The sequence below is a fragment of the Chroococcidiopsis sp. CCALA 051 genome, assembly GCF_003015105.1.
In the GTDB taxonomy this organism is placed as follows: Bacteria; Cyanobacteriota; Cyanobacteriia; order Cyanobacteriales; family Chroococcidiopsidaceae; genus Chroococcidiopsis; species Chroococcidiopsis thermalis.
The window spans coordinates 1-22,949 of sequence record NZ_PYCI01000111.1 but is presented as its reverse complement, the minus strand read 5'-3'; the positions used below and the strand labels follow the sequence as shown (position 1 = coordinate 22,949).

The 22,949-nt window shown below is 46.0% G+C and carries 22 protein-coding genes; 6 read left to right on the top strand and 16 right to left on the bottom strand.

Annotation, left to right across the window (positions count from 1 at the left end; translation table 11 throughout):
- Positions 1 to 95: 95 nt before the first annotated feature.
- Complete coding sequence (locus tag C7Y66_RS22490; protein ID WP_106547304.1) at positions 96 to 416, bottom strand: HigA family addiction module antitoxin; 321 nt, start codon at positions 414 to 416, stop codon at positions 96 to 98.
- A gap of 24 nt (positions 417 to 440) precedes the next feature.
- Positions 441 to 734, bottom strand: coding sequence for a type II toxin-antitoxin system RelE/ParE family toxin (locus tag C7Y66_RS22485; RefSeq protein ID WP_106547305.1), 294 nt, complete (start codon positions 732 to 734; stop codon positions 441 to 443).
- A gap of 341 nt (positions 735 to 1,075) precedes the next feature.
- Between C7Y66_RS22485 and C7Y66_RS22480 the strand changes: the two genes are divergently transcribed.
- The gene (locus C7Y66_RS22480; protein WP_233222801.1) at positions 1,076 to 2,557 is read left to right on the top strand and encodes a VWA domain-containing protein; all 1,482 of its coding nucleotides are present in this window, start codon (positions 1,076 to 1,078) and stop codon (positions 2,555 to 2,557) included.
- Between the two features lie 70 nt (positions 2,558 to 2,627).
- Positions 2,628 to 2,927 (top strand): HNH endonuclease, encoded by a 300-nt coding sequence (locus C7Y66_RS22475; protein WP_106547302.1) that lies wholly within the window; start codon positions 2,628 to 2,630, stop codon positions 2,925 to 2,927.
- Between the two features lie 16 nt (positions 2,928 to 2,943).
- Here C7Y66_RS22475 and C7Y66_RS22470 read toward each other — a convergent pair whose 3' ends face one another.
- From C7Y66_RS22470 to C7Y66_RS22455, 4 genes are read right to left on the bottom strand one after another with little or no spacing between them, the layout of a single operon-like run.
- The gene (locus C7Y66_RS22470; RefSeq protein ID WP_146149852.1) at positions 2,944 to 3,651 is read right to left on the bottom strand and encodes a hypothetical protein; all 708 of its coding nucleotides are present in this window, start codon (positions 3,649 to 3,651) and stop codon (positions 2,944 to 2,946) included.
- A gap of 26 nt (positions 3,652 to 3,677) precedes the next feature.
- Positions 3,678 to 4,217 carry a hypothetical protein gene (locus C7Y66_RS22465; protein WP_106547300.1) on the bottom strand — a complete coding sequence of 180 codons (540 nt, stop codon included), beginning with the start codon at positions 4,215 to 4,217 and terminating at the stop codon, positions 3,678 to 3,680.
- A gap of 25 nt (positions 4,218 to 4,242) precedes the next feature.
- Positions 4,243 to 4,737, bottom strand: coding sequence for a DUF3368 domain-containing protein (locus C7Y66_RS22460; RefSeq protein WP_106547299.1), 495 nt, complete (start codon positions 4,735 to 4,737; stop codon positions 4,243 to 4,245).
- A complete protein-coding gene (locus C7Y66_RS22455; protein ID WP_106547298.1) occupies positions 4,721 to 4,975 on the bottom strand; it encodes a UPF0175 family protein in 255 nt (84 codons plus the stop codon). The genes C7Y66_RS22460 and C7Y66_RS22455 overlap by 17 nt, the downstream gene beginning before the upstream one ends.
- A gap of 105 nt (positions 4,976 to 5,080) precedes the next feature.
- On the opposite strand from C7Y66_RS22455, the gene C7Y66_RS22450 reads away from it, so the two are divergent.
- The 3 genes from C7Y66_RS22450 (at position 5,081) to C7Y66_RS22435 (ending at position 8,789) form a co-directional block, all read left to right on the top strand.
- Positions 5,081 to 6,109, top strand: coding sequence for a tyrosine-type recombinase/integrase (locus C7Y66_RS22450; RefSeq protein ID WP_106547297.1), 1,029 nt, complete (start codon positions 5,081 to 5,083; stop codon positions 6,107 to 6,109).
- A gap of 626 nt (positions 6,110 to 6,735) precedes the next feature.
- Positions 6,736 to 7,590, top strand: coding sequence for a ParA family protein (locus C7Y66_RS22440; protein ID WP_106547295.1), 855 nt, complete (start codon positions 6,736 to 6,738; stop codon positions 7,588 to 7,590).
- A gap of 17 nt (positions 7,591 to 7,607) precedes the next feature.
- Complete coding sequence (locus C7Y66_RS22435) at positions 7,608 to 8,789, top strand: ParB/RepB/Spo0J family partition protein (RefSeq protein WP_106547294.1); 1,182 nt, start codon at positions 7,608 to 7,610, stop codon at positions 8,787 to 8,789.
- 92 nt (positions 8,790 to 8,881) lie between these two features.
- Here C7Y66_RS22435 and C7Y66_RS22430 read toward each other — a convergent pair whose 3' ends face one another.
- From C7Y66_RS22430 to C7Y66_RS22420, 3 genes are all read right to left on the bottom strand, one after another.
- Positions 8,882 to 10,687: a type IV secretory system conjugative DNA transfer family protein gene (locus tag C7Y66_RS22430; protein ID WP_106547293.1), complete on the bottom strand. Its 1,806-nt coding sequence runs from the start codon at positions 10,685 to 10,687 to the stop codon at positions 8,882 to 8,884.
- Between the two features lie 5 nt (positions 10,688 to 10,692).
- Positions 10,693 to 11,166 (bottom strand): hypothetical protein, encoded by a 474-nt coding sequence (locus C7Y66_RS22425; protein ID WP_146149851.1) that lies wholly within the window; start codon positions 11,164 to 11,166, stop codon positions 10,693 to 10,695.
- Positions 11,167 to 11,742: 576 nt separating this feature from the next.
- Positions 11,743 to 12,834: a hypothetical protein gene (locus C7Y66_RS22420; protein WP_106547291.1), complete on the bottom strand. Its 1,092-nt coding sequence runs from the start codon at positions 12,832 to 12,834 to the stop codon at positions 11,743 to 11,745.
- Positions 12,835 to 13,066: 232 nt separating this feature from the next.
- On the opposite strand from C7Y66_RS22420, the gene C7Y66_RS22415 reads away from it, so the two are divergent.
- A complete protein-coding gene (locus C7Y66_RS22415) occupies positions 13,067 to 13,504 on the top strand; it encodes a cyclic-phosphate processing receiver domain-containing protein (RefSeq protein WP_106547290.1) in 438 nt (145 codons plus the stop codon).
- Positions 13,505 to 13,558: 54 nt separating this feature from the next.
- Here the strand turns inward: C7Y66_RS22415 and C7Y66_RS22410 are convergent, their stop codons facing one another.
- From C7Y66_RS22410 to C7Y66_RS22380, 7 genes are all read right to left on the bottom strand, one after another.
- Entirely contained in the window at positions 13,559 to 14,164 is a 606-nt protein-coding gene (locus C7Y66_RS22410; protein ID WP_106547289.1) for a hypothetical protein, read from the bottom strand.
- Between the two features lie 12 nt (positions 14,165 to 14,176).
- Positions 14,177 to 17,320: a hypothetical protein gene (locus tag C7Y66_RS32075; protein WP_199197578.1), complete on the bottom strand. Its 3,144-nt coding sequence runs from the start codon at positions 17,318 to 17,320 to the stop codon at positions 14,177 to 14,179.
- An 87-nt stretch (positions 17,321 to 17,407) separates the two neighbouring features.
- Positions 17,408 to 17,725: a hypothetical protein gene (locus tag C7Y66_RS22400; RefSeq protein WP_106547288.1), complete on the bottom strand. Its 318-nt coding sequence runs from the start codon at positions 17,723 to 17,725 to the stop codon at positions 17,408 to 17,410.
- 57 nt (positions 17,726 to 17,782) lie between these two features.
- Positions 17,783 to 19,414: an ATP-binding protein gene (locus tag C7Y66_RS22395; RefSeq protein WP_106547287.1), complete on the bottom strand. Its 1,632-nt coding sequence runs from the start codon at positions 19,412 to 19,414 to the stop codon at positions 17,783 to 17,785.
- 24 nt (positions 19,415 to 19,438) lie between these two features.
- Positions 19,439 to 20,368 (bottom strand): hypothetical protein, encoded by a 930-nt coding sequence (locus tag C7Y66_RS22390; protein WP_106547286.1) that lies wholly within the window; start codon positions 20,366 to 20,368, stop codon positions 19,439 to 19,441.
- A gap of 8 nt (positions 20,369 to 20,376) precedes the next feature.
- Complete coding sequence (locus C7Y66_RS32070; protein ID WP_199197577.1) at positions 20,377 to 21,585, bottom strand: hypothetical protein; 1,209 nt, start codon at positions 21,583 to 21,585, stop codon at positions 20,377 to 20,379.
- 9 nt (positions 21,586 to 21,594) lie between these two features.
- On the bottom strand, positions 21,595 to 22,949 hold a 1,355-nt coding region (locus tag C7Y66_RS22380; RefSeq protein ID WP_106547285.1), incomplete at its 5' end, for a TrbI/VirB10 family protein.

The following is a 22,949-nucleotide window of genomic DNA, read 5'->3' as shown; positions in this document are numbered from 1 at the left end:
TTTGTTCTAAAAGGCACTCTATCGGTTCGATGGCTTTTCTGTCTACTGCCAAGCGCCAAAAACTGTCCGAAGTATTGCTATATAAGACTTATGCTTTAAGCACTTCTTTCTTCTTCTCGCAAGGCGAAAGTGACAATCGCATTTATTTCCTCTTCTTCTTCTTTCAGTGTTTGGAATAGCTGCCAATTTTGTTGCAGGTTCAGCCAAAACTCTGGACTGTTGCCAAAGAATTTCGACAGCCGCAATGCCGTACTTGGCGTTATGCCGCGCTTGCCATTCACCAACTCGTTGACTCGCTGGTAAGGAACGTAAATGTTGTTAGCTAAATCCTGCTGAGTCAGTCCGAGTGGTTCTAGAAAATCTAGGAGTAAAATTTTTCCTGGGTGTGTGGGAGGGCGATATTTAGGAATTTTCATCTATTGTTACCTCACATAAAAATGTCAACGATCATCGACAATTTCAACCGAATCCGCTCCTTGCTCCAACCAGACAAAACAAATCCGGTACTGGTCGTTGATGCGAATGCTGTGTTGACCTGCTCGATTGCCTTGCAATGCTTCTAACCTATTTCCTGGTGGCACTCTCAGATCGTTCAAAGATGTGGCGGCATTCAGTTGGTCTAACTTTCTCCTAGCAACAGACCAAAGATTAATCGGGCAAAGTTTTCGAGCTTCTTTTGAATCCTCGCCGTCAAAAATGTCTTCCGTTCCTCGATCTTTGAATGAAACAATCATAAGCACCCAAACAGTGATAAATACACGCAGGCTTCGATAGATGACGCGACCAAAACTGACTGCACCTAAAAGGGACATAAAGCCTGCGTGTATTTATTCTTGTTCAGCCATATGAGCGCGATCGCTTAGTGCTAACATAATACCACGGATATTATGCTAAATCGAGCGAAGATTACCGATCTCGCGAGTGCTTTTTGGCAGTTTGGGCAATTTTGACTTGACCTCATCAATCGATTCCGAATCTCATGCTGTTTGACTTTGAACCGCTGGTGTATCGAGTTGCGAGCATCTCTAAACTCTTCTGGCAGGAGTATATAAACTATTTTGAAGATGATCGGACAATGGTGAGAGTAGGAACTAGCAAGCTGTTTGCCTTTCCTAGTTTCACTTTGGAAGTTTTTCATCGACTTTACTACGAGAGCGAACCAAAGCAGCTAGACCCACTACCACCCGAAAGTACTTGGGCGCTCTTATTACATCGAGAGTTTCAACAGCTCATCGGCTTTGACGCTCTGGTGGAGCAGTGTCAAGGCAACCAACTAGCAGCAGGACTGGCAACAGCAGAGTATTGCCGTCAAGTGTGCGATCGACTGCCACCACCCATACCTCGATTTCCTAATCCGCAGCAGTATCGGCAGCTGATTAGGCAACTGAAGCAACAGCCATCTGTTCCACCATCTCAAGTATTTGAACAGATATTAACTTCTCCTCAAACAACTTCCCCAACTGGTTTACCGCTACCCAAAAGGCGACAGCAGAAAGAACGAGAGCAGTGGTTGAGGCAGATGATTGAAGATAGTAGAGATCGCTCTCCTGAATTAATCCAACTCCTACAACAGGAAGGAAAACAAGCTGTATGGCAAGCCCAACAATATGCAGCTAGTCTCGATCAAACGCAAGTCAGGCAAATGCTGAGGGCAGCACTTAGTGCTGCCCATGAAAAATTGAGCGAAGCATCTGGCTGGTTGGAGATGCTCGGCTTGAGCTGGGGAAATGAAATGGGTGGAGAACTACACGTTTCTCCTGCCGAAAAAATGGCGCTAGCTCAAAAAATTGCTCTTCATGCCAAGCTCAAGCAGATCGCTGTTGTTGCCGGACGTTTGCGACTGATTGCCGAGCGCAAGCGTCGCAGCCAAGCTCTAGATGCCTTTGGCGAGATAACTACGATTGAGTTAGGAGATAACTTGTCGCGGTTATTGCCTACCGAACTTCAAAAACTATCCGCAAGCGATCTCTTCCCTTTATTTGCGCTCTCGTATTACGATCGCTCCCTACTGCAATACAAAACCAGGGGAAAGGAGAAGCAATGCAAAGGACCGTTGGTGGTGTGCTTGGATTCCTCTGGTTCGATGGATGGATTGCCTGACACTTGGGCAAAAGCGGTGACGGCAGTGTTAGGACAAATTGCTCACCGAGAGGGACGGCACTTGCGAATCATCCACTTTGCAACTAGAGTTTGTCGAGTTGATGATTTTCCACCCCACCACCATGACTTCTCGCGACTGCTGGAGTCGATGCTAGCTTTTTACAATGGTGGTGGCACTGCTTGGGAGCCAGCTTTACTATCTGCTACCGAATGTATTGAGGAAAAACCACAGTTCAAAGGAGCAGATATCGTCATGGTTACAGATGGCAGGTGTGACGTGAAGCGGGATTTTTTAGAGCAGTTAAAAGTCAAGCAGCAACAGCGAGAATTTAGTATTTATGGAGTCTTAATCGGTGGTGCGGACGAACGGCAGATGAAGCAATTTTGCGATCGCATCTGGGTTGTTAAAGACCTTGTGAGCGATGAGGTAGCGATCGAAGAGCTGTTCTTGTTATAACCTACAGCTCAACAGTCACCGTGTACTATATGTAATGTGCTCCACTCCAAGTCCAACCAATCATCAGTTTATGCCTCTTGATCGACAACGCTACCCCCAAAACTGGAACCAAATTGCCCTGAGTGTTAAAGAAGCAGCCTCTTGGCGTTGTCAGCATTGCCAGCAACTATGTTTGCGCCCTGGAGAAAAACCTGACTCGCTCGCTCGTTCTGAGTGGACGCTTGTCACTCTCTCGGTGCATCATGCCAATTTCACCCCAGAAGATAACCAACCGGAAAATTTGATTCCTTTATGTACCCCTTGCCATCTATCGCTGCACGCAGTAGCCAGACGTAAAAATGTTTCACCTGGGCAGCTATCACTGTGGTAATTGCAAAAAGCAGTCGTTACTCAGATTGCTTGCTGGGCATCCAAACTTTTATGCTCTCTAAATCGTAAAAATCTTGCCCCTGTTCTAGCTTCAGCCCCCCCAATAAAACAGCCAACCAAGTCTTGACCAGTGGCGAGCCACGCTCTTTCTTGTCAAGCTCTGGATACTGCACCTTCTGTACTAACTCAACTAGCGGCAAACACCCTGTTTGTTGAAGAGCAAAATAGTTGGAGATTGCCCCGATCCAAGTAGAAATATCTTCGTCATAGGCAACCTCAAGCGCTTTCCGTTTCTTTTCCTCATCCGACTGTGGTGGTTGGGCTGCAATTTCACAGTTGCGTTCCAATTGTTTTACCATTTCCAGCACGGCAGATTTATCTACTGGAGCTACGATAGAAGACACCACTTTAAAGCTAGGTACGTTGCGACGTTTGCGAGGTGGATCGGGTTCGATCAAATCGCTCAAGTCCACTGCCATTGACTGCCGCACTAAATCTGAAAAAAAACCATTAGATACAACTGGGTCGCGGTAGGAATGCTCCCAGCTTTCGATAGACACCTCAGCCCGTAATGCAAGTAATTGTGCCACTTGAAGCATCGCTGACCCAGCGACTTGCAATTGTAAAGACTCCGGCAGTTGGGCGACACATGTGTCAACCCGATCCAACAATGCTTTTAAATCGAGAGTTTCAGGGGTGAGCCTTGCAGCTTGTAGTTGACACATAAGAAGATTCAGTTGCTCGGTCGCCATCATCTGCTTGGTGAAAATTGGTAAGGGTTAAGGTGAGCGGCATGGTAGGAGCAGGGACGCACGGGGCATTGAGCAATTGAGTGCTGTGACTCACGAGCAAAGCGTTCAAATCCCATTCGCCTGCCGTTACCGTATTTCAAATAAAGCGCGTCCAGCAACTGCTTGGCATACTCTTTGACTAAGCGAGGGGGATATCCAAAAGTATGTTCTGGTCGAGTCATTGCTTTGGGAGCATTCCCCAGCCATAGTTCGGCACAAATAGCATGAATGACGACTTCATCATTCGGCTGACGGGGTTTGTCCAGGTAGGTATGTAATACCACATATGGAATTTCTGGAACGGATACTACCACTTCGTCAATTGCCGCTCGGCGCCCAGCCGAGCGCTGCCTGCCCTTACGGTAATACGATCGCTTACTATGGCAAGAATCTCCAGCCCAACAGCCATCACCACCACAAGCAGCATCGTGGAGTCTTCGAGCTTCTGCTGGTGTGAGTAAGCTACATGCCCAACATTTTTCATTTAACGGTCTAGACATTGAAGAACAATAACGTAGACAACGCTTAGCTTTGGTTTTCTGCCGCAATAACTTTCGCCAGCAAGTCTGGTGCAATCCGAAACCCCGCAGTTGCTACCAGAGCATTGATCGCTTCCGACAGAGAGTGTAATTCGCCTTTCTGTTTCGCCTGCAGTAGAATCCCTAAAACTCCAGTTACCCTTAACCCAAGGGATTTTGCCACCTTGCGCCCATCTCGTTCATCCAGTAACGTCCAGTTCGCTTGCACTTCCATTGCTAGAGCAATCGCCTCCGCTTCACCTCGATCTAACGTCTGCTGCAACAACTGCACGCTAAGGGGCGAGTTAATCTCTTGCACTTCAATCCAACCCGCCTTTAGTGACGCTTGAATTTCTGAAGAACCTGGTCTCTCCTCTTGCACTTTCAGTTCTGACAGCACCGCAGGTGGAATTTGTACCTGCCCAAACTGTTGATGCATCAGCTTAAGCTGTCCAATGATCGCCAGGTTGAGAATTGGCGACGTATTACTCACCACTGGCATAATTTAGGTCGTCCTCCAACTCCTCGCTCGTATAGTGCCGAAGGACTCCCCGTTGTCCTAACAACTGTCCAAATTCATAATTGTCCATTTGGGCTAGCTCTCTGGCTTTGCCCAAAGATAGTAACTCTTGAGCGTAAAGAGCGATCGCCAACTCCTGTAGTAAAGCTTTCTCAATCCGAGTTTCCGGCAGCCGGATAGCAGATAATACTTCGTCGGGAATAGACAGTTGCAGGCTCATGGGATGAAGCGCGGTCTTGAATTTTCTCTAGCTTATCACCTCTGTGGTCTGCTAATATTCTGAGAATAATCTAAGAAAGATAAGTGAAGTTATCTTTACCTAACCATGAGCGATCTTTCCTCTTCCGACCCCATTCTGCCCATCGTTATCGTTCCCCTGGATGGCGGACGACAGCAGGAGCGATCGCGCCAAGAGCCAACAGACACTCTTGCGGACTTGCGCCATTGGCAGATTGAAGAATTCTTGCGGCAGACGGGGAAGGCGGAGAACACTCAGCGCTCGTATCGGCAGCAACTGAAAAAATTTATCCACTGGTGCAACAAGTCTTGGCTGGACGTAACAGCTAGCGATCTTGGCAAGTACCGCACCCAACTGAAGCAGCAGGGGCTAAAGCCTACCTCGATTAACCACGCGCTCGATACTTTGCGCTCGTTTTACCAATGGCTGCGGCGCAGTAACGGCTTCCCAGTCAACCAACCTCTCCCGACTGATGCGATTGGCAAAGAGCGGGTTGAAGAGCCACAAGCTCTAGACATTGACAAGGATGACATGGCTGAGATTTGGCAGGTACTCGATCGCGAGGGAGCGACCTGCATTCGAGATCGGGCGATCGTTGCTATTCTCAGTCATGGGTTAAGGGCTTCTGAATTATCAGCCTTGGATGTCAAGCACTGGAATGGAAAGAGGTTGCTCGTACATCGTTCCAAAGGGCAGAACGTGAGCGAAGTTCCCTTGAGCCGAGAGGCAAGACAACACTTAGAAGCTTATTTGGAGTGGCGGCGCTCTGTTGGGGGGATATTTACTCCGACGAGCGATCGCCCCATGTTTGTGTGCCAAGATCCCAAGCATTGTGGAGAGCGACTGGGATACAACGGACTCTACAAAATGGTGAAGAAATTGGCGGCGATCGCGACGGTAGAGGAGTTAAAACCTCACCATTTTCGGCATTCTTTTGGCAATACGATTACACGAGCGGGTGTCGATCCTCTATACGGAAAGGAGTTGATGGGGATTAAGACGGATAAGGTCTACAGACGCTATACGCAGGGATCGCTCAAGCAAGCTGCTGCCAAGGCTTACTTGAAGGCAATCGGTGAGGATGAAGGAAATGATGAAGAGTTTGAAGAGAAATAGCCAAGCCAGAATTGAGAAAAGCCGACATCTGTGCAAAATATGACACGTAGGCTGTGTTGCAAAAATCGATGCTGAGCAGGTAGTGTATTCTCTGTGAAGAGTTAATCCTGCCTCCATGAACCCTCAGCATCCCTTTAAGGGGCGACATTTTCAATTAGAAATCATCCTACCGAATGTGGGGTGGTGCCGCTATGCCTTGAGCTACTGAGATTTAGAAGAGATGATGCATGATGTCTGATGGCTTCATGCAATCAAAGCAAGAGTAGTTTTTCAATATTGGGAGCGGCGTTAGTTAAATTACTTGCTGCTCGCCATTGAGATATCCAAGAAACAGTTGACAGCATACGAGCGGTGGATATAATGACCATAACATTATGGTTGGAGCAAGCCCAGATAGATGACCATAACGTTATGGTGGCAGAGAAAGAGGAAATTACTTGGAGAGAGCGGTAGAAAAAGCGCGAGCGAGCAAGAAGCGACGAGGCTGAGACAAAGAGTAGTAGGGGCGCAGACCTGTCGAGCTAAATTTCTATATTGGTTATTGCAACAGAAGTCAGCAGTAAATCTGAAAGCGAGACACAAGTGGATTTCTCGCTCTTGTCAGCTTGAAAGTTTGAAGGGGAATTATGAAAATTAAACCAGCACGAAGACAAATACGCCTAGCCATTTGTTCCAATGCTGGAGGTTCGGGGAAGACGACGCTAGCAACGCATTTAGCCTATGCAATCGGCAAAAGAGGGTATAAAGTCACCCTAATCGAGCTTGACCATAACGGTTCGTTATGTATATTCGGCGGCTTACCCCCCACACCTCCAGAAAAATCTCTGGCTGCCGTGCTGAAAAAAGACTTTCAGGGCAACTATCCACTCATCCCACTCTGGACGGAACACGTATCGACAGTTACGGCTATCCAAGGCGGAGGAGCATTGGAAGAATCTTACGCCGAACTGTATGCTTACGATCGCCGACACTATACGCTCCAAGATCGGCTGGAGGACTATCCACTCGACAGCGATCTAATTATTATGGATACTCCAGCTTCATTAGAACCGATGGGATTGCTGGCGCTAGCAGCGTGTACTCACGTTCTAGCACCAATTAAACCGGAGTGGAAAGATAGTGGTTCGTTGGCGAGTTTAGTAGATTGGTACTACACCAAAGTCAGAGAATTAAGGCTAAAGCCCAGACCGCAAATTTTAGGGTTTGTGCCTTCGCGGGTAGATCTGCAAGAAGGAACTCACCGAGACATTTTGGGACTTGATAAAAAGGGAAATCAACGCCAAGACATTGCCTTGGAACAGACGCTGAGCTATCAAATCCAAGCCCTCGACATCCACTGTTTTCCCCAGATTCGCGAAAGCAGCTATTACTTGAGAGCATCGGGGGCTGGGTTGCCCTTACACGTCTACCGTCCTAGTTGTCCGTTTACTCAAGATTTCGAGCCAATCGTCAAGCAAACAATCGAGTTAATAACAGCTTAAGAAGCGCGGAGGTTTAAATGGTGGTGAGTAAAAAACCAGTTGAAATGGAAAAGTTGTTTGCTAATACAGGACAGTCGCGGCAAATTTTTCAACTCCAAGACCGAGTAGAGGAGTTGGAAGCAGAAATCGCACAACTGCGGGCAACAGCAACGAATGCTGAAGTTCGAGCCAAGTTAGAACGGCAAATTGAGGAACTGACAGCTAAACTGGCAGAGCGGGGAGGAGTGCATGAAATTGAGATCGAGTCGATTCGACCCGATCCGGCTCAGCCGAGAACTGTATTTCCTCAATGGCTGGTGCAGTCGAGAGCAAAAAGCTTGCGCGAAGAAGGGCAGCAATCTCCCATCATCGTGATCCCTCAAGAGGGATGGTACAAGCTGTTTGATGGGGAGTTGCGCTGGCGTGCCGCTCCATTAGCAGAAAAAAGGACGCTTCAAGCAGTTTATTTGCTCAAAAGCGGGTTGAGCGCAACTGAAATCTTCGATCGCCAGTTGACGACTAGCTTGCAGTCTCAAAGCTTGCATGGATTAGATTTAGCCAACGGATTAATTGGGCTGCTCGCTTACAAGTATCCAGAAATGGAGGAGCGAAAAGACGAAATTCCAAGTATCCTCAATGCCGCTGTCCAACGCTTGAAACGAAGTGGGAAAGTGCAGGATTTTGAGGAAATTCGGGTTGCAGATGCAGAAACTCAACAAAAGTGGTTGGAAATAGCAGGTTTAAGTAGCGAGTTGGAACAAAAAATCTTAGCAGTCATTCTCGGCAAACAGTTAAATCCTTCGTCTGTCAACACGAATATCTTTCCCCTACTCAAACTGCCAGCTGACCTTAAGCAGGCAATCCAAGCAGAGGGATTGGAGAGCAGTAAAGTCAAAGAACTATCCAAACTTTCGGCAGCGCGACTCAACACAGACGAAGATACAGCTTTAGTCATTCGCACTCAAGCAACACAGGAAGCAATTGGGGACAAGCTTTCACTAGAACAAATCCGTTCCTTGGTGCAGAAAACGCTCAAACAGTACAGCCAAAATGAAAGTCATAGCGATCGCCAAGTTGATCGGGCAATTAAGCAATATCAAAAACTGCAAGTCAAACAATTAAAAGATAGCCCGCGTAGCTCTTTGGAGGAACTTCGCCAGGTCATGCGCCAAAAGCTACAAGAAATAGAAACATTGCTAGAGAAAGCCGACAGAGCTTAAGAGCGATCGCGCTGCCTGTATTGCTAGCAAGATTTGAGGACAGAGCCAAATTTTTCTCAAACGTCAGAAGGCGGCAGGCTCAATAGCTACAGCTACCAACCGTCCCCAGGTGTAACCAATTCTTCTACTTCTTCTACTTCTTCTACCTCTTGTGGTTCCACCCGATCTTTATGACTGGATGAGACAGCCAGCAGTTGCTCGGCAACCTGTTGGCGTAGTTGGATTGCTTCATCTAATCCATCGGGATCGCAAAGCTTGGCTCTAGCAATCAGTCTGGGCTGGACTTGCTCGTTCCAAAGACGAATGCTTTGCTCAATTCTAGTACGGTCTGACTTGGGAATCGGGATCGTCAGTGGATAGGGAATAGAACTTTCACCACCCCAACTGTAACCAGGATTGGTGATGACGCACTTCCCTGGAGGAAAGCGCAGAATTTGGTCAGCAGTCAGAATTGGCATTGTCTCAAGTCGCTCAGTCCAGGTAACGGAACGACCTTCTTTAGAATTAGAAGTGGAACGCTCTTTGACAATAAACTCTTTGTCACCGTAAGAGTCGGAAAACTTTTCGGCTGTAGCGTAATTAGCTGGATTGTAAAGGACTTTGGTACTGCAAGCACTGGCTATTGCTGCTGCTAAGTTCTCGCCGTAAGCATTAGCTAGTTGTTCCAAGCTTTGGACACCCAAGACAAAGCAAGCGCCGTTAGAGCGATATTCGTTGATCCACTGCGGTAGTGCTTTCAGGTAAAGAGAAGGTAATTCGTCAATGAAAATTCCAATTGGGTCTTGGCGAGGAGAAGACAAGTTACTCACGATCGTCATGTGTAAAGCCGCTGCCAGCAGTGGTCCTACCACGTCTCTACGTGCATCGTCCAATTTGAAGATGAGGATCTGCCGACCAGTTAGCTTATTCGGGATCGTGCTTTTACCAATAAAACAAGGCAGCAAACTCCGCCCAATAAAACCAGAAAAGATTCCTACGGTAGTCGTATCGATACTCGCTACTGTCTTCTCGCTATCCCTAGCTTTGAGATATTGTTGAAAGCTAGCTGCAACCCATTTCGATACCTTACCTGCTTGTACGGCAGCGTGAAGCTTGTTGATAAAATCATCCACAGACTGAATGCTGTAAACCGTAGCCAAATCTGGACAGTCGCTACTCTTTGCTAGCTGAATCAACGCTTTTGCCAATAGATCGGCAGCTTTGGAAAAGAAGTCGTCGCCTTTGCCGCTCCCACTAGCATTGGCATTAATCACTTGAGCTATTTGCGCTGCCGTCACCGCATCCTCTTGATTCTCCATAAAATCGAGCGGGTTAATGATTTCGCTGTAGGGTTCGCCAGGAGCAAAAATCCGCACTTGATATCCGTAGCGTGCGGCTAGCGGTGCTAACAAGCGCATCTGATCCCCCTTCTTGTCGTAGACGATCAGAGGAATCCCTTGCACCATGCAGCTTTCTGCCATGCGATCGATCGTGCCAAAGGTCTTCCCCGAACCAGGAGCGCCCAAAACGAGAGTAGAGCGTTCGGCATGGGGTAGCCAAACTGTAGGAGAAGACCCTAGCACGGTTTGAAATCTCGCTACCGTTCCCCTCACCAAACCGTTGAGCTGCTTTCCCTTCCACCAGTACTGAGGCGAACCGCACCACAGACAAACTCGGTCGTGCTTGCGCTCTCCAATTTGCTTCAGTGCTAAATTAGTTGCAGATAACTTTTCAGCCATCCCCACGACTCTACCAGTGGAGATCTTGCCTTTCTTGCCACCGCCAAAAGAAGCTAACAAAATCAGGAATACGAAACTGCCTAATAGTGTTAATCCTTCAGGATTCTGGAACTGTTTAATAATTTGATTCAGCTCGATAGACTTCGCTACGGGTTGCTGAGCAATAGTGCGATGCTGCATTCAATCTAATAAGTTTTGTTAAATAATTCGCGGCTAACCAGTCGGTAATTATTGCCGTCAAAACAATAAACTAATTTCTGCAAGCGATTTCCATTCAATTGCTTCACGTCTAGACAAGGAAAGCCGGAAGCATTAGAGTCTTCCCAAACCAAGGTAAATAAATTCACCCCTGGAGGTAAGTTTGGTTGTAAATACTCAGACCAAATTAATTTGCTAGTCTGTCCTTGTCGTGAATAAATTGAATATAAACATCCTCGCCGACCGCACAAAGATTCAGTATTATAGTCAAGTAAAAATAACTCTTGCCCTTTCTGCTTGTTAGTGGATAAATTCATCACTAGAACGCTTGCAGAGTCATCCAAACTTAGCTCAGTATTTTCGGTAACAGCTTGTCTGGCTAGCGGTACTAAATTGGAATTGTTTCCTACTAACTGCCACGCAACTGCACTATTCGCACTACTGCAACCAGATAAAAACAAGACTCCAATTAGAAGAGTTACAGCTAAACTTATCCGAAAAAAAAATACAAACTTTACTAGCTTGAAAGAGGGTACTTTTAAGTCTAATTTAGACTCGTTGAAAAGAAACATCTATATTTTAAAGCAAAAGCCAGTACTCGATATTCTCTAATATCTCTTGAAATAGTAATATATGTCAGTATGTCTACTGAAAGTTGTTCTAAAGTTTATATCAAAGACAATTTTTACGGAAAATTATAAAATTTTGATAAATAGAAGAACTACTAACATATTTTTAGTAAATGAGTCAATCTTCTATACGCCTAATATGCTCTTCTATTTTGTTACTAAAATGTCCAATAGTCGTCAGTGAGCAGCGGTTCGACGCTATGTGTACGAGTGGTGTCAGCAGATTCAAGATAACAGAGTTTGTTCATCAAGTTGGTACTATGGTGAAAGCAAAAAGACTTACCACCTCTACCAGAGGAGCGCGTGTTTCCAGTAAGCCAAAAAGTAGCCAGACAACTAGGAATGGGTGTTGAGTAAACTATCCTACTCTATTATGGTTTGTGCTAGGAGAATTCGAGCGCGAGATTGTTACGTATTTTCAATTGTGAAAGCTACTAAAGCTTTGGATGTTGCTACAACTCCACTGTTTCCATCTGGGTTTAGGACTGGCGCACCTACTCCAGCTAGAGGGTTAGGCATCCATGTCATGCTAGGAATAGCTGCACCTTCGTAAACAGCTAGTTCGCCAACTTCACTATCGTCCATATCTTCGTAACTGTATGTTCCTACCCAAAAAGCACCAGCTGGATCTATAGTAGCCTCAACCGATCTCCTAGCAGGAGCTTCTGTAATTGCCTCTGGTTTGCCGTCCGGCGTGGTGCAGATGATGAAAGTCCGGTCTGAGTCTGTAGGTGGCTCCCAGACTGAAACAGTGGAACCGACAATCCACGCTCCATTTGAAGGGTCAGCGAGGAGCCTTGCCCGCAAAAGGTTTGGTATTGGGTATTTAGCTAGTATTGTACCGTCATCTGCTACTTTAACAACAGCACAGGGTTGCTCTGGTAGAGCTGCCACAATAAGAGTACCGCCAGCACTAGCTACTGCTCCAGAAATACAGCCAAATCTACCCCTTTCATCTCCTAGCCAAGTTAGAATCTTTCCCGATTGTGCATCGAGCCTTACTAGGCTTTGGTCTGTAGCCGCCCAAATACTTCCATTCACACCCCAAGCTAGAGGTTGCCGGAGTCCTTTGTCCTTTGCTATTGACTGGGTATAAATAATGCTGCCTCTAGAAGAGAACCGCACAACTTCGCAATCATAAGCCCCCATACCAAACCATAAATCGCTATTGCTGACCAGTATTTCTGTACTGATTGAGGTGGGCAATTCAAAAGATTGAATGACTTTACCTACTCGATCGATGAAGTGGAGCTGATTATTACCGCTGGCGCAAGCGATCGTGTCATCGTCTAGTTTTACAGGCGACGCCCAAAATCCCCAATTGTGTGGGCAGCGCCAAATAATTTTCCCTTCATGAGAAACTTTAACTAAATCCGAGCCATCCAATCCTACAACTCCATCTAGAAGAACCAGCGGACGCGAGATCTGTTCGTGGAGGTTATCGTAGACTGGTATCATCGGTAGCGACCAGCGAACGACAATCTGTTTTTTAGGATTCATAAATCTGCATATTTTTTGATTCTTCCTACAGTCTGGAATAGTTTTTTAAATCCATCCCAAATGCCATCGAAAACAATAGTTAGTTACTATTGCTATTACCAACATTCAGTTTTTTCTGATTTGGTTAACAGAGATTGATAGTACAAGCTAATATAATCTGTCTAAATCGTTTAAAATCGCTAACGCTTTAAGTTCAATGATTAATACGAGTAGAGAATAGAAAGAGTTAATAATGCGTCTAGAAAAAGAAAACGATATCAATAGATTATCTCAATTAAATTCACCACTTAGGGTACTGCTAGTTGAGGATATTGGCAAGCGCCAACAAGTACTAACCTCGCTTTATGAATCACACGCTTGGATACTAGTTGATACAGTAGAGCGTGCAATTACGCTGCTTCACGCTTACACTTTTGATATTATCTCTCTCGATTACGACCTTCGTGGAGAACGTAAAGGATTGGAAGTCGCACAAGCTCTCAAGCATTCTCCTAGTAAGAATGCTCGCGTTATCGTTCACTCTATGAATAGTAGAGGTGTCAAATCGATCTTAGCAGTTCTGCCAAATGCCATTCCTTACACCGTATCGAAGATGATTCACTCGAATGAAACTTTTCAACACCTTAAAGGTAAAATTAATGAGCTTGGTGCTGTTTATGATTGGACGTAGTAAATATTGCTAGCAGCTCGCAGCTCGCTAGTATTAATCTAAATATTTTTCAGATTAAGTTGAAGAAATACTAGTATATGGTTCAATGTATTTTTGAGATCTTAAAGAAAAACAATTGGCTACTTTATCTTGAGGATAAACAAAGTCTACTAGTAGATAATCATTACTTAAATCGTCATGCAGATAGATGCAATAACTTAATTCTTTACCATTGGATAATAAATAGGATATCCCAGCTTCACTAACTTCATCAGTAACAAAATCATCGGTAAAAGTCCAGATACGAACATCCTCACAAACCTGTCCGAGACAATCTCTTAATGATTTTGGAGCTAGTCGTTCGTCAATTTTGTCAAGTCGATAAGAACAATAATGCTTACCAAACTCGGTTGCCGAGAAGATTTCCGGTAAAAGTGCGATTGAGAATTGCTCTGGGTACATAGCTAGAGCGTGGGTAAGATTTCCTTCAAACCACAGTTGAACTGAACCTGAGTTATAGACAAAGAAATCAGCGTCTTTATAGTAGGAATTTTTCAAGAATTGTTCTGGCTTGACTCCAAAAATTCGCTCGACTTCTAGTAATCGTCTACCAATAGCTTGAGCCAGATTTTCTTTTTGTCGAGATGGTAAAAATGGTAGCCATTGATTTTCATCGTACATCAGTCGCTTCTCCTAATTCTTGTTTGTCACAATGTTTCTGATACTTTGAATGATATTCTCAATATATACACCTGGTGGTTTTCCTCTTTGAATAGCAGTAGGATCGTTTACAAATACTGCTCCATCAGATTTTCTAACGATAAATTGAAAGTCTCCTATGTTAAAATTATTCTTTTGTAACTGACGGTAGATTAATTCTAAATCGTCTAAAGTTTTTTGTGTTACTACTTCTGTATTTTGAGGTGGGTTTAAGGGTTTTCCTGGCGCACCAATAATGCTTCTACTTCCTTTTCCGTCTATTTTTTGAAGGATCAAAGCTGGCTCTCCGTTATCCACTGTCTTCTTGACAAAAACAGTAGGAATACCTGACATTTCCATTTCTACCATTGCCTCTGCTTCTCTAGCTAATGCGGCATCTCTTCCTGGTTTGATGAGTAGAGTTGAATTACCTTCCATTTCGTAAACATTATTTATGTTACCTTTCCCGAAAAGCTTTCCTCTTTTGAATGATTGAGGTATAGCAGGCTTTTTCTTCATTGCTCTTACGAGCGTGTTGATTCTGGAAGTACCGTTTGGTGTAGCGCCTGCTCTCTCGATCGCTGCTTTCACTACTGGATCGCCTTGTGCTAGCAGATCTCTTACTTCAGAATCTCTCGTACCACCAGAAGAACTAGAGCTTTCACTACCTCCCCCTGCTTCCCCTTCCGCATTCATCGCGCTGAAGAATGCATTAGTCATCTGGACAGCTCTAGCTGAAGACCAACGTAAAGTTCTAGCTACTTCTGCATATATTCTCTGCTTGGCGGCAGCAGGGATAGTTCGCCAGATTGCTGCTGCTGAACCAGGAGCCACTGCCATTGCTGCGCGGAAACTCGTACCTCCTCCACCTGCACCTGGTACTACAACACCAATAGCATCGAGGGCAGTAGCAATAGCATTCATTAGGAGGGCAAAATCTTTCTCTTGCCCTTCCTTGTAATTCAGCTCGATGTACATCCGCTCAACTACGTCATAGGTCAGACCAAAATAATCGAGCAAATCTGCCGGAGAAATATAAGCTAGCAGGGTTTGGCGATCTGGGTATGAAGTAGTTCTGCTGCTAGCTCCACTCCTTGTATTAGATTTCTTAGTGTTAGAAGCTGTTGGGAGTTTGGTTGATAATTCTTTAACGTTAGTAGTAGTGCCTGCACTATCAGTCGAATCATTAACTGTCGTACAAGGAACCGAGTTGTCTGCTAATCCAAGCTGCTGGGAGTACTGTTGTGAGACATTCAACCCATAGGTATAAGTGTTTAACCGTCCAAAACTATCAGTTGCGCCGCTATCAACATGGGAAGCATCGCCGCCAAAATACTTTTGTGCCACCCGTTGCACGAGGCGATCGCCTGTAAACAGCTCGCCAGTCGTCGGGTCAATTTCGGCTGCTGTTGTCTCAATCTTATTCTTAATAAACTGGCGGAATACCGCTTCTTGATCGGCAGGTGGGAAGTAAGTCAGCAATTCGTCTTTAGTTGGTTGCTTGCCCTTGCTTAAGTCTTTGAGCCAAGCATCGCCTCCAGAGTGCCGACTGACCGCAGCTACTACGCTCGGCTCGTAACTCATCATTTGATACATACCCAAGGCTCGACCTCGATTTTGTCCTCGGTCAGCTACGGTAAATGAACCGATCGCATCGTAGACAGCATCACTTTCGGTCGTAGCGATCGCGTCGGCTAGCGCGTCTATAGCGACGTTTTGGACTATATTTGTCGGATCGAAGTTGGCATCGTTGCAATCTTGAGGTTCGGGCTGGGTGGAGTCAGCAGCAGATGGAGTAGTAGAACTTGGCTGCGTTTCTTTTGAGGTAGTTGAAGTAATTCTGGGAGTAGCAGTACCAGAATTACTGTCTTTATCTGCATCCCAAATACCGACAAAAATCGGGTCGTTGAGACTGTAAGTAATAAATGGTACTGGACCGACAAAGTAAGGGGTAGCGCCGCATAAGTTTTTAAAGCGGAAGAACAAAGCCGTATTTACGGTGTCAGTCTTCTCGTCCGGTTCCATCACCGCGACTTTAAATGCCTTGCCGAAGGGATGGCGACCTGTAGGTTCTTTGCCACCATTGACCCACTTGAGGCAACCACTACCACCAGGAACTTTTTGATATTTACCTGAAATCCAAGAACGTCCCTCAAACGAACTATGAGTATTCCTGCCTTGATTTTCTAAGTCGTCCAGTTCGATGTAAGCGCAGTCTTGTCCAGAGCAAGGGTAAGAGAAGCCGACTGCATTCGAGCCAGAAACCGTCCGCTGGCGTTCTCGTTCTGCTTTGCTGTAAATAGAATCAATCCTGGCAACAACATCCCCTAGTTCGGTCAACGGTTGGGGAAAATAAGCTAGAGGCAAGTCTTTCAAACCTGGGACTCGATCGACTAATGAACTTTGCCAGTCTTTAAACTGACCCAACTGCACTAGGTCGAGATTGGGAATGCTAGGAATAGAAAACTTCGATAGGTCGATGGATTTTAGTTGCAAATTCCCTAATTGGGGATATTGTTGCAATAGGTTAGATAAAGTGGTGCTAGTATTTGGCAGTGCCATGCCGCTTGAAGACAGCAAGGTGGCGACGGGCGGGATGCGATCGATAGATAGCCCAGCTAAAGAAGGCACGATGTCTGCCAAATGCTTCAGCGTTTGTTGCCCTGCTAGCGGAAAACTATTTAGTGCAGTCTGCTTCAGGTTTAGATTGCTCACCATCTGAGCGATACTAGACAAGCTAGCTAGGTCGGGACGCAGCGCTTCGTCAATGTCCCCTAGTTGCAGATATTTGTCCGGTGTCTGTCCTGCCGTCCACTGTCGTATCCCACCAGTAGGTAGGTCAATGCTGCCACTCTCCCCAATTGGTGGCATCGAGCTAAAGGAAATGCTTTGCCAGTCTGGGAGTAAAACTGGCGACGACGAATCGTTTGAATTAGTCGCCACCGTTCGCAGGGGCAAATTAGAAACGACTGCCGCTTGAGTGGGAGGAGCGGACAAGAGCAATAATGTAGGATTAAATACTGTTAGTAAAAAAGATAGCCAAGCAGTTAAGATAAACCGACTACGGCGATGAAACAACCAAGTTTTTTTCAGATTGATGCCACACAAATATAAGCAAACAAATATAAATTTCAGCACGATTAATTAATAATATTTAATCAAATCAATAATAGAAGTAGCGGTTATGACTCTAGATAACCGCTAAATTTAGAAAGCAGCGATAGATTACTCTAATTCAAACCCAGAACTACTAGATTTATGGTTGTTGTAACCGTGAGTGGGATTAGGATTAGAAAATGTTTCAGTGTAGGCATTGTCAAAAAAGTTGACTTCATAAAGATTCTCAACATATGGATTGGTAATAGAATCAGGATTAAATGCTGTCTCTTTAGCACCCCAAGCGTTCTGCTGCTGGGTGAGTTCGCTATTATCTCCATAACTTAAATCACCTCCATAACCTGAATCACCCCCATAACCATTACTAGTTTCCCAACCAGAACTATCAGATTCGTAATTCCCATAAGCTTGATTTGGCTCGTGCATGATTGCCTCCTTGACTTAATTTGTTGCGGTCGAATTAATAGCGATTCTGCTCAAAAGTTATTGTGAAGATGGAGCGCCAAACAGGGGTTGTGGCTCCCTCGCCCAACGAGAGCGGTCGGGACTAGTAGCCGGACGCGCATATGTTGCCTTATTACGAATGTCGATAATTTTGTCCTCGTCTCTAATCGTTGATGGAGTAAATAAATAGCGTTGTTCTATAAAATCCCTCACCGTAACGTCTAAAGCTTTTCCACTTACTTCTTCTGGTTGATAGCACTTGGTATGACGATAAAATGCTTCTTCAGCAGTTTTGCGTACCATGTTGCCAATCTCAGCTGGAGTTAAAAGGTGCGATTCTCTCAGCAAGCGCCACCAATCTTTTTCGCTCAATTCCAGATCGGGAAAATATTTAGCTAAGTGCAACTTGAAAATTTCATAACGAGCGCCAGCGTGGGGTAAATCTACAAACACGATGTCATCGAAACGACGAATCAATTCAGGCGGGAGAAATTCTAATCGGTTGACTGTCGCTAGAACCAACACTTTGCTTGTATGTTCTTGCATCCAAGTCAGCAATTTTCCGGCTAGCTGTCGAGAGATGCCGCCATCGCTATCCGAGTCAAATCCAGCAAAGCCTTTGTCGAAATCATCGAAGTAAACAACTAAGCCAGAATCTCCTTGAGAATCGCAAAACTGTAAAAATTGGCGCAAGTTCTGGCGAGATTCGTGGGCAGACGCACCGCGCAGCCCACCCCAGTCACAGGCAACCATCGGCACGCCCATCTTCTTAGCTGCTAGCTTCGCACTCAACGACTTACCCGTTCCTGGCGGATCCCAGAGAATGTAACCTTTGGGAAACCGCAGATTATGTTCGCCTGCCTCTGGTCTTAGTAAAGCAGCAGCGCGGTCGAGCATGGCATCAAGCAAATCCAAACCGCCTGCTGCACTCACGTCAGGCTCGGAAATAAACTCAACTCCTTGTCCGCGCAATTTAGTTTTCTTGTATTGCAGTACGGCAGCAGCCAATTTGCCAGCAGTATCAGCTAGTCCAATTGCACGTTGCAATACCATTTCTAACTCGCCCAATGGCAGCCCCAAACTAGCTTGCACTAAGAAACGCAGTTCGTTTGAGTTAACATCGGGTAAACGAGCAGTACAGAATTGAGAACAAAGCAGTTGCACCGCCCCAGTTTCGGGCAACCGATCGACTAATACGGGGATTAACGGTACTAACTCTAAAGGTAAATCGACGTAACCATCCAAACACACCAGGACTTGCTTTCTCGTTGACAGTGCTAGTTGGTAGGCTAAGTTGGCAAGGAGTGCTACTTGAGATTGGGAAAAAGTGCCAGTTACATCATTTGGCAGCAGCATTCCTTCAAATACGAAGATTCCAGGTCGGTCATTTTCTAGCAACCAATGCAAACCGCTATTAGATGTAGGTAAAATTTCAATCTCTGTGGATGAGAATTCAATTCTAGGTGTGGGCGAATTTGCGATCACTACCTGTTGCAGTTTGCTATAACCTTGATTCCAAAAGAATAAGGGTAACTGTCTCTCTTGAGCAATTTGTCTGAGAAATTGCAAAATTCTGTTTCGTTCGGTTAGAGGTGCTTCGACAGCAACTAAAGATTGCCCTTGAGTGAGTAAAACTGGTAAATCTTGGAATTTTGATAGTAAGACTGACATACTTAAATGCAATCGAATTTAAAATTAGCTTTTAGTTAAACTGGGTAAATAAGTTTGACGATAATCGTTTCGTGCCATTTTCTGCGCCTGTTTTATCGTCCACATTGGATCTGGAGGTAAATCTGGCACTCCTTGCAGCTTTGACAACGCAACGCGATCGCCTGCTACTCTCGCTAACACTTTGGCAATTTCTTTACAGCAGCTTTGAGGATATTTGACTGCTTGTAACTCGCTGAAGCGGATGACTATCCAATTACCGCTAGTAAAAAATTCGTTTCGCAGATCGTCTTTTCCTTGGTCTAGGCAATGATGCGGGGCTTTAGTATCGCCTACATAGGGTTCGTCTATTTCGATATCAATACACAGACCGCTCTCATGCTGCAAGGCAAAGTCAGCAGAATAAGGATGTGCAAATCCTGAAATCTCAAATTCTAACCCTTGTTTTATATTGGAAAACGTCTGCTGAAGAATCTGATAAAAACTTGGCTCGGACACGCCCGTTTGAGCCAAACTTTTTCGCTCTGGGGTCACAACTTTATTCGCTAGTAATTGTCGCAGTTGTCGTTCGCGTTCGAGCGATTGCAATCCGATTGATGGATTTGTTTTCACTTCGGTCTTTTTGATAGAAGTCTTAGTAGGAGTAATTATTTTTTGAGTGCTAGTCCAGAAGCAGTAGCCTCCCAGCAATATCGCCCCCCAACTAAATCCAATCAACCAAGTAGGAGAAAGTAAAGCAAAGGAAAAAACAATCGTACTTCCGATAATTAAGCCAGCAATCGACCATAAAACTTTGAATTTAGACTTAGACCTAGCATGAAAAATACTATTAATGGCTTGAGGCTCAACTCTATTTCGGTCGTTTAACCGCTTGTTATTAACAGTTGGCAGGGGATTTTGAGCGATAAACTTAATAATTAAACTAGGATAAATAATAACTGGATAGCATTTACTCATACGCCAAATTATTGTCCCCACTGTATTAGTTGCGCGAGGATTTCAATTGGCAACCCAGCTTTACGGGCAGCTGCTTCTCTACTCTTGCCCTGACCCAACAACACAATGGCTGTCTGCGCTTGTTTCCATTTCGTAGTCCCGTAGTTAAGTTGCTTTTTGCTGCGAGCTACTTGCAGTCCTCTTCTGAGGGCATTCATGTCATCAATTGCGGACTGAGAAAACTTAGCCGTTCTTGTCGTAGATGAAGCGACAACTGGAGTGCGTTCTGCTGTATTTCTACTCGGCAGTACGCTATGACTGGCAACTTTTGGCGGTATCGGCACTAAAGGCAAGTTGGTAACAGTCGCCCTTTGTGCTGTTGTCGGAGCGATCGCCTGCTTGACGGGCGTGAATTTCGCCACTGGCACGGCGGACGGTCTGGGGACGGGAGCAACATTCGCGTTAGGGTTTGCAACCGCTCTCGCTATTGGGGTGACTTGCCCCCTGGTGGGGGGAGTAGCTAGAGATTCGATCCCCATTTGCCCTAATTGAGTCAGCACCGCCGGAGAGAGTTGCTGTGCTTGTGCAATTTCGACTAGCGATCTACCACCAGTCTCGTTCCGCGCTATGGCAAGAAAATCCCTCACTTTATTCACTACGGGATCGGCTGCTGAAGTATATCCTTGACGCAGTGCCACTCCTAGTCCGCGTTCGATATCCTCTAGCGTGGCAGGGCGAGACGAACCAACCTGCAACGTCGTCAAGCTGCCAGCAGACCTACGAGCCGGAGCGATCGCTACGCCGCTATAGGTCGGTTGTTTTTGCCCAGGCATAACGTTGAAGGTATGGAGGTGTAGCTGTCCGTTAGCCGCCTGAGTTTTGACAAATAGATTGGTGACGTAAGCTCTAGTTAAGTTAGGAAAATTGAGGGGCGATATTTGGCGTAGGAAAACGGTGGTTGCCATGCCACTTTCTACTGGCGCGTCACTGGCGTAAACGATCCGACTGGGATCGGCTAGAAAGACTTGTACGATCCGCTCTCCGATTTGGGAAAAATCAATTGCTGTAGCTCTTCCCGCCCAGACTTGCACGGAGGGTGCTTTACCTGTTAACCCTTGGCTTCGGTCGGCAGTGACGGTAATCATTGCTGCTTGCTGGGCGCTGGCAGGATTCGCGATCGCACTTGCAATTGACAAAGCCGCAACGAGCGAACAAATTTTTCTCAGATTTCTACTCATAGATAACACTCAAGGGACGACTTGAAAGAAAGTATTGAAAAATACGGAGACTGAAGTTTGTGGCGGTACGACTAGCACATCCGGTTGAGCCAGGATTTCTTGGGCGTTTTGCTCGGCTCGTTGAGAAAAACGCTTGGCAGTCGTTCCGAAAAAGCCTTCTGCCGCTGCTGCAAGTAGATTGGGTTTGGGGTTACTGGTATTGGATATGACTTGGCTGAATCCGCCACTAGTTATTACCGAAGAAGATTGATTGCGGGGGCGATTTGCCAGTTCGCTCACCTTACTTACCGCACTCAACAAACCAGCCATTATGTTCTGCTTGGTAGTCTTCGAGCCTTTAGAGCGTAACTTTTGAGCGATTAAGGGTAGGTTGTCCCGTCCGCGAATTAAAATGCTGTTTTTCGGAATTGTTTGCTGGCGGATCTCGCCCGTGCGGGTGGTATAAATTACAGCCACTACGCTTTGGTAGACCATTCTGTTGCTTGTCACCGCATCGACTTCGGTAATCAATACAGTGCCTTTCGGTAGTGCAACGCGCCCGTCTGCTGCTAAAACATCTTGGGATAGTTCCACGGCAAACCGTCCGGCATTGACTTGCCCTTGACTCGGTTGAGAGTTGCGATCGCCTCCCGACCAAATCATCGGCACGGTGACTTTCGCTGCTGCCGAAGTCCCCAGACGTACCTGCATTGGCTTAGCATCAGCAGTAGCGGTGGCTGTGCGACTCAAAATGCCGCGCTCTCCAGCCGAGTATTCACTCGATTGCGGCTGCGTTGTTTGGGTTAGTTCGTCCCCGCCCAATGAAACAACCCCAATAGCATTCTTTTGAGGCAGGGGGCTAGTATATGCCACAGGAGCGGAGGCAGCGAACGAATCGGTCATAGTTGTTGCAACCGGAGCGGAGGCAGCGAACGAATCGGTCATAGGTGTTGTCACCGTAACGTTGGAGGCTGCGCTAGCAGTCATTACAGGCGGTTGGAAAGCACTCGCTTTAGCTCTCTGTTGCCCTACCGTTGCTAGTTGGTTCCATCGCTCGTATGGATCTACAGTTGGCTGCTGCACTGGAGTTGGTCTAGAAAAGACTTGTGGCGGTAATGCAGCAGCAACCGGAACGGTTTGACGAATAATTCGCGGCGGTGCGGCAACTCGTACAACTTGAGGTGGTGCAGGCGTAGTTGCACGGATAACGGGCTGTTGTGGAACCACGGCTGGCTTTTCTAACCGACTGGCTTGATCCCGAAATGCTAGCTGTGCCTTCAACTGGCTTGTTTCGTCGCTCTCAAATGGGGAAGGAGCGGGGGGAGCGGGATTGGCAGCACGCGGGGGGATGGGTTTAGGTGCAAAAAACATCATCCAAAATAACA

Excerpts from the sequence above, each read along its gene's own strand:
- C7Y66_RS22490 (WP_106547304.1), bottom strand. The coding sequence starts at position 416 with ATGAAAATTCCTAAATATCGCCCTCCCACACACCCAGGAAAAATTTTA.
- C7Y66_RS22485 (WP_106547305.1), bottom strand. The coding sequence starts at position 734 with ATGATTGTTTCATTCAAAGATCGAGGAACGGAAGACATTTTTGACGGC.
- C7Y66_RS22480 (WP_233222801.1), top strand. The coding sequence starts at position 1,076 with ATGGTGAGAGTAGGAACTAGCAAGCTGTTTGCCTTTCCTAGTTTCACT.
- C7Y66_RS22475 (WP_106547302.1), top strand. The coding sequence starts at position 2,628 with ATGCCTCTTGATCGACAACGCTACCCCCAAAACTGGAACCAAATTGCC.
- C7Y66_RS22470 (WP_146149852.1), bottom strand. The coding sequence starts at position 3,651 with ATGTGTCAACTACAAGCTGCAAGGCTCACCCCTGAAACTCTCGATTTA.
- C7Y66_RS22465 (WP_106547300.1), bottom strand. The coding sequence starts at position 4,217 with ATGTCTAGACCGTTAAATGAAAAATGTTGGGCATGTAGCTTACTCACA.
- C7Y66_RS22460 (WP_106547299.1), bottom strand. The coding sequence starts at position 4,737 with ATGCCAGTGGTGAGTAATACGTCGCCAATTCTCAACCTGGCGATCATT.
- C7Y66_RS22455 (WP_106547298.1), bottom strand. The coding sequence starts at position 4,975 with ATGAGCCTGCAACTGTCTATTCCCGACGAAGTATTATCTGCTATCCGG.
- C7Y66_RS22450 (WP_106547297.1), top strand. The coding sequence starts at position 5,081 with ATGAGCGATCTTTCCTCTTCCGACCCCATTCTGCCCATCGTTATCGTT.
- C7Y66_RS22440 (WP_106547295.1), top strand. The coding sequence starts at position 6,736 with ATGAAAATTAAACCAGCACGAAGACAAATACGCCTAGCCATTTGTTCC.
- C7Y66_RS22435 (WP_106547294.1), top strand. The coding sequence starts at position 7,608 with ATGGTGGTGAGTAAAAAACCAGTTGAAATGGAAAAGTTGTTTGCTAAT.
- C7Y66_RS22430 (WP_106547293.1), bottom strand. The coding sequence starts at position 10,687 with ATGCAGCATCGCACTATTGCTCAGCAACCCGTAGCGAAGTCTATCGAG.
- C7Y66_RS22420 (WP_106547291.1), bottom strand. The coding sequence starts at position 12,834 with ATGAATCCTAAAAAACAGATTGTCGTTCGCTGGTCGCTACCGATGATA.
- C7Y66_RS22415 (WP_106547290.1), top strand. The coding sequence starts at position 13,067 with ATGCGTCTAGAAAAAGAAAACGATATCAATAGATTATCTCAATTAAAT.
- C7Y66_RS22410 (WP_106547289.1), bottom strand. The coding sequence starts at position 14,164 with ATGTACGATGAAAATCAATGGCTACCATTTTTACCATCTCGACAAAAA.
- C7Y66_RS22400 (WP_106547288.1), bottom strand. The coding sequence starts at position 17,725 with ATGCACGAGCCAAATCAAGCTTATGGGAATTACGAATCTGATAGTTCT.
- C7Y66_RS22395 (WP_106547287.1), bottom strand. The coding sequence starts at position 19,414 with ATGTCAGTCTTACTATCAAAATTCCAAGATTTACCAGTTTTACTCACT.
- C7Y66_RS22390 (WP_106547286.1), bottom strand. The coding sequence starts at position 20,368 with ATGAGTAAATGCTATCCAGTTATTATTTATCCTAGTTTAATTATTAAG.
- C7Y66_RS32070 (WP_199197577.1), bottom strand. The coding sequence starts at position 21,585 with ATGAGTAGAAATCTGAGAAAAATTTGTTCGCTCGTTGCGGCTTTGTCA.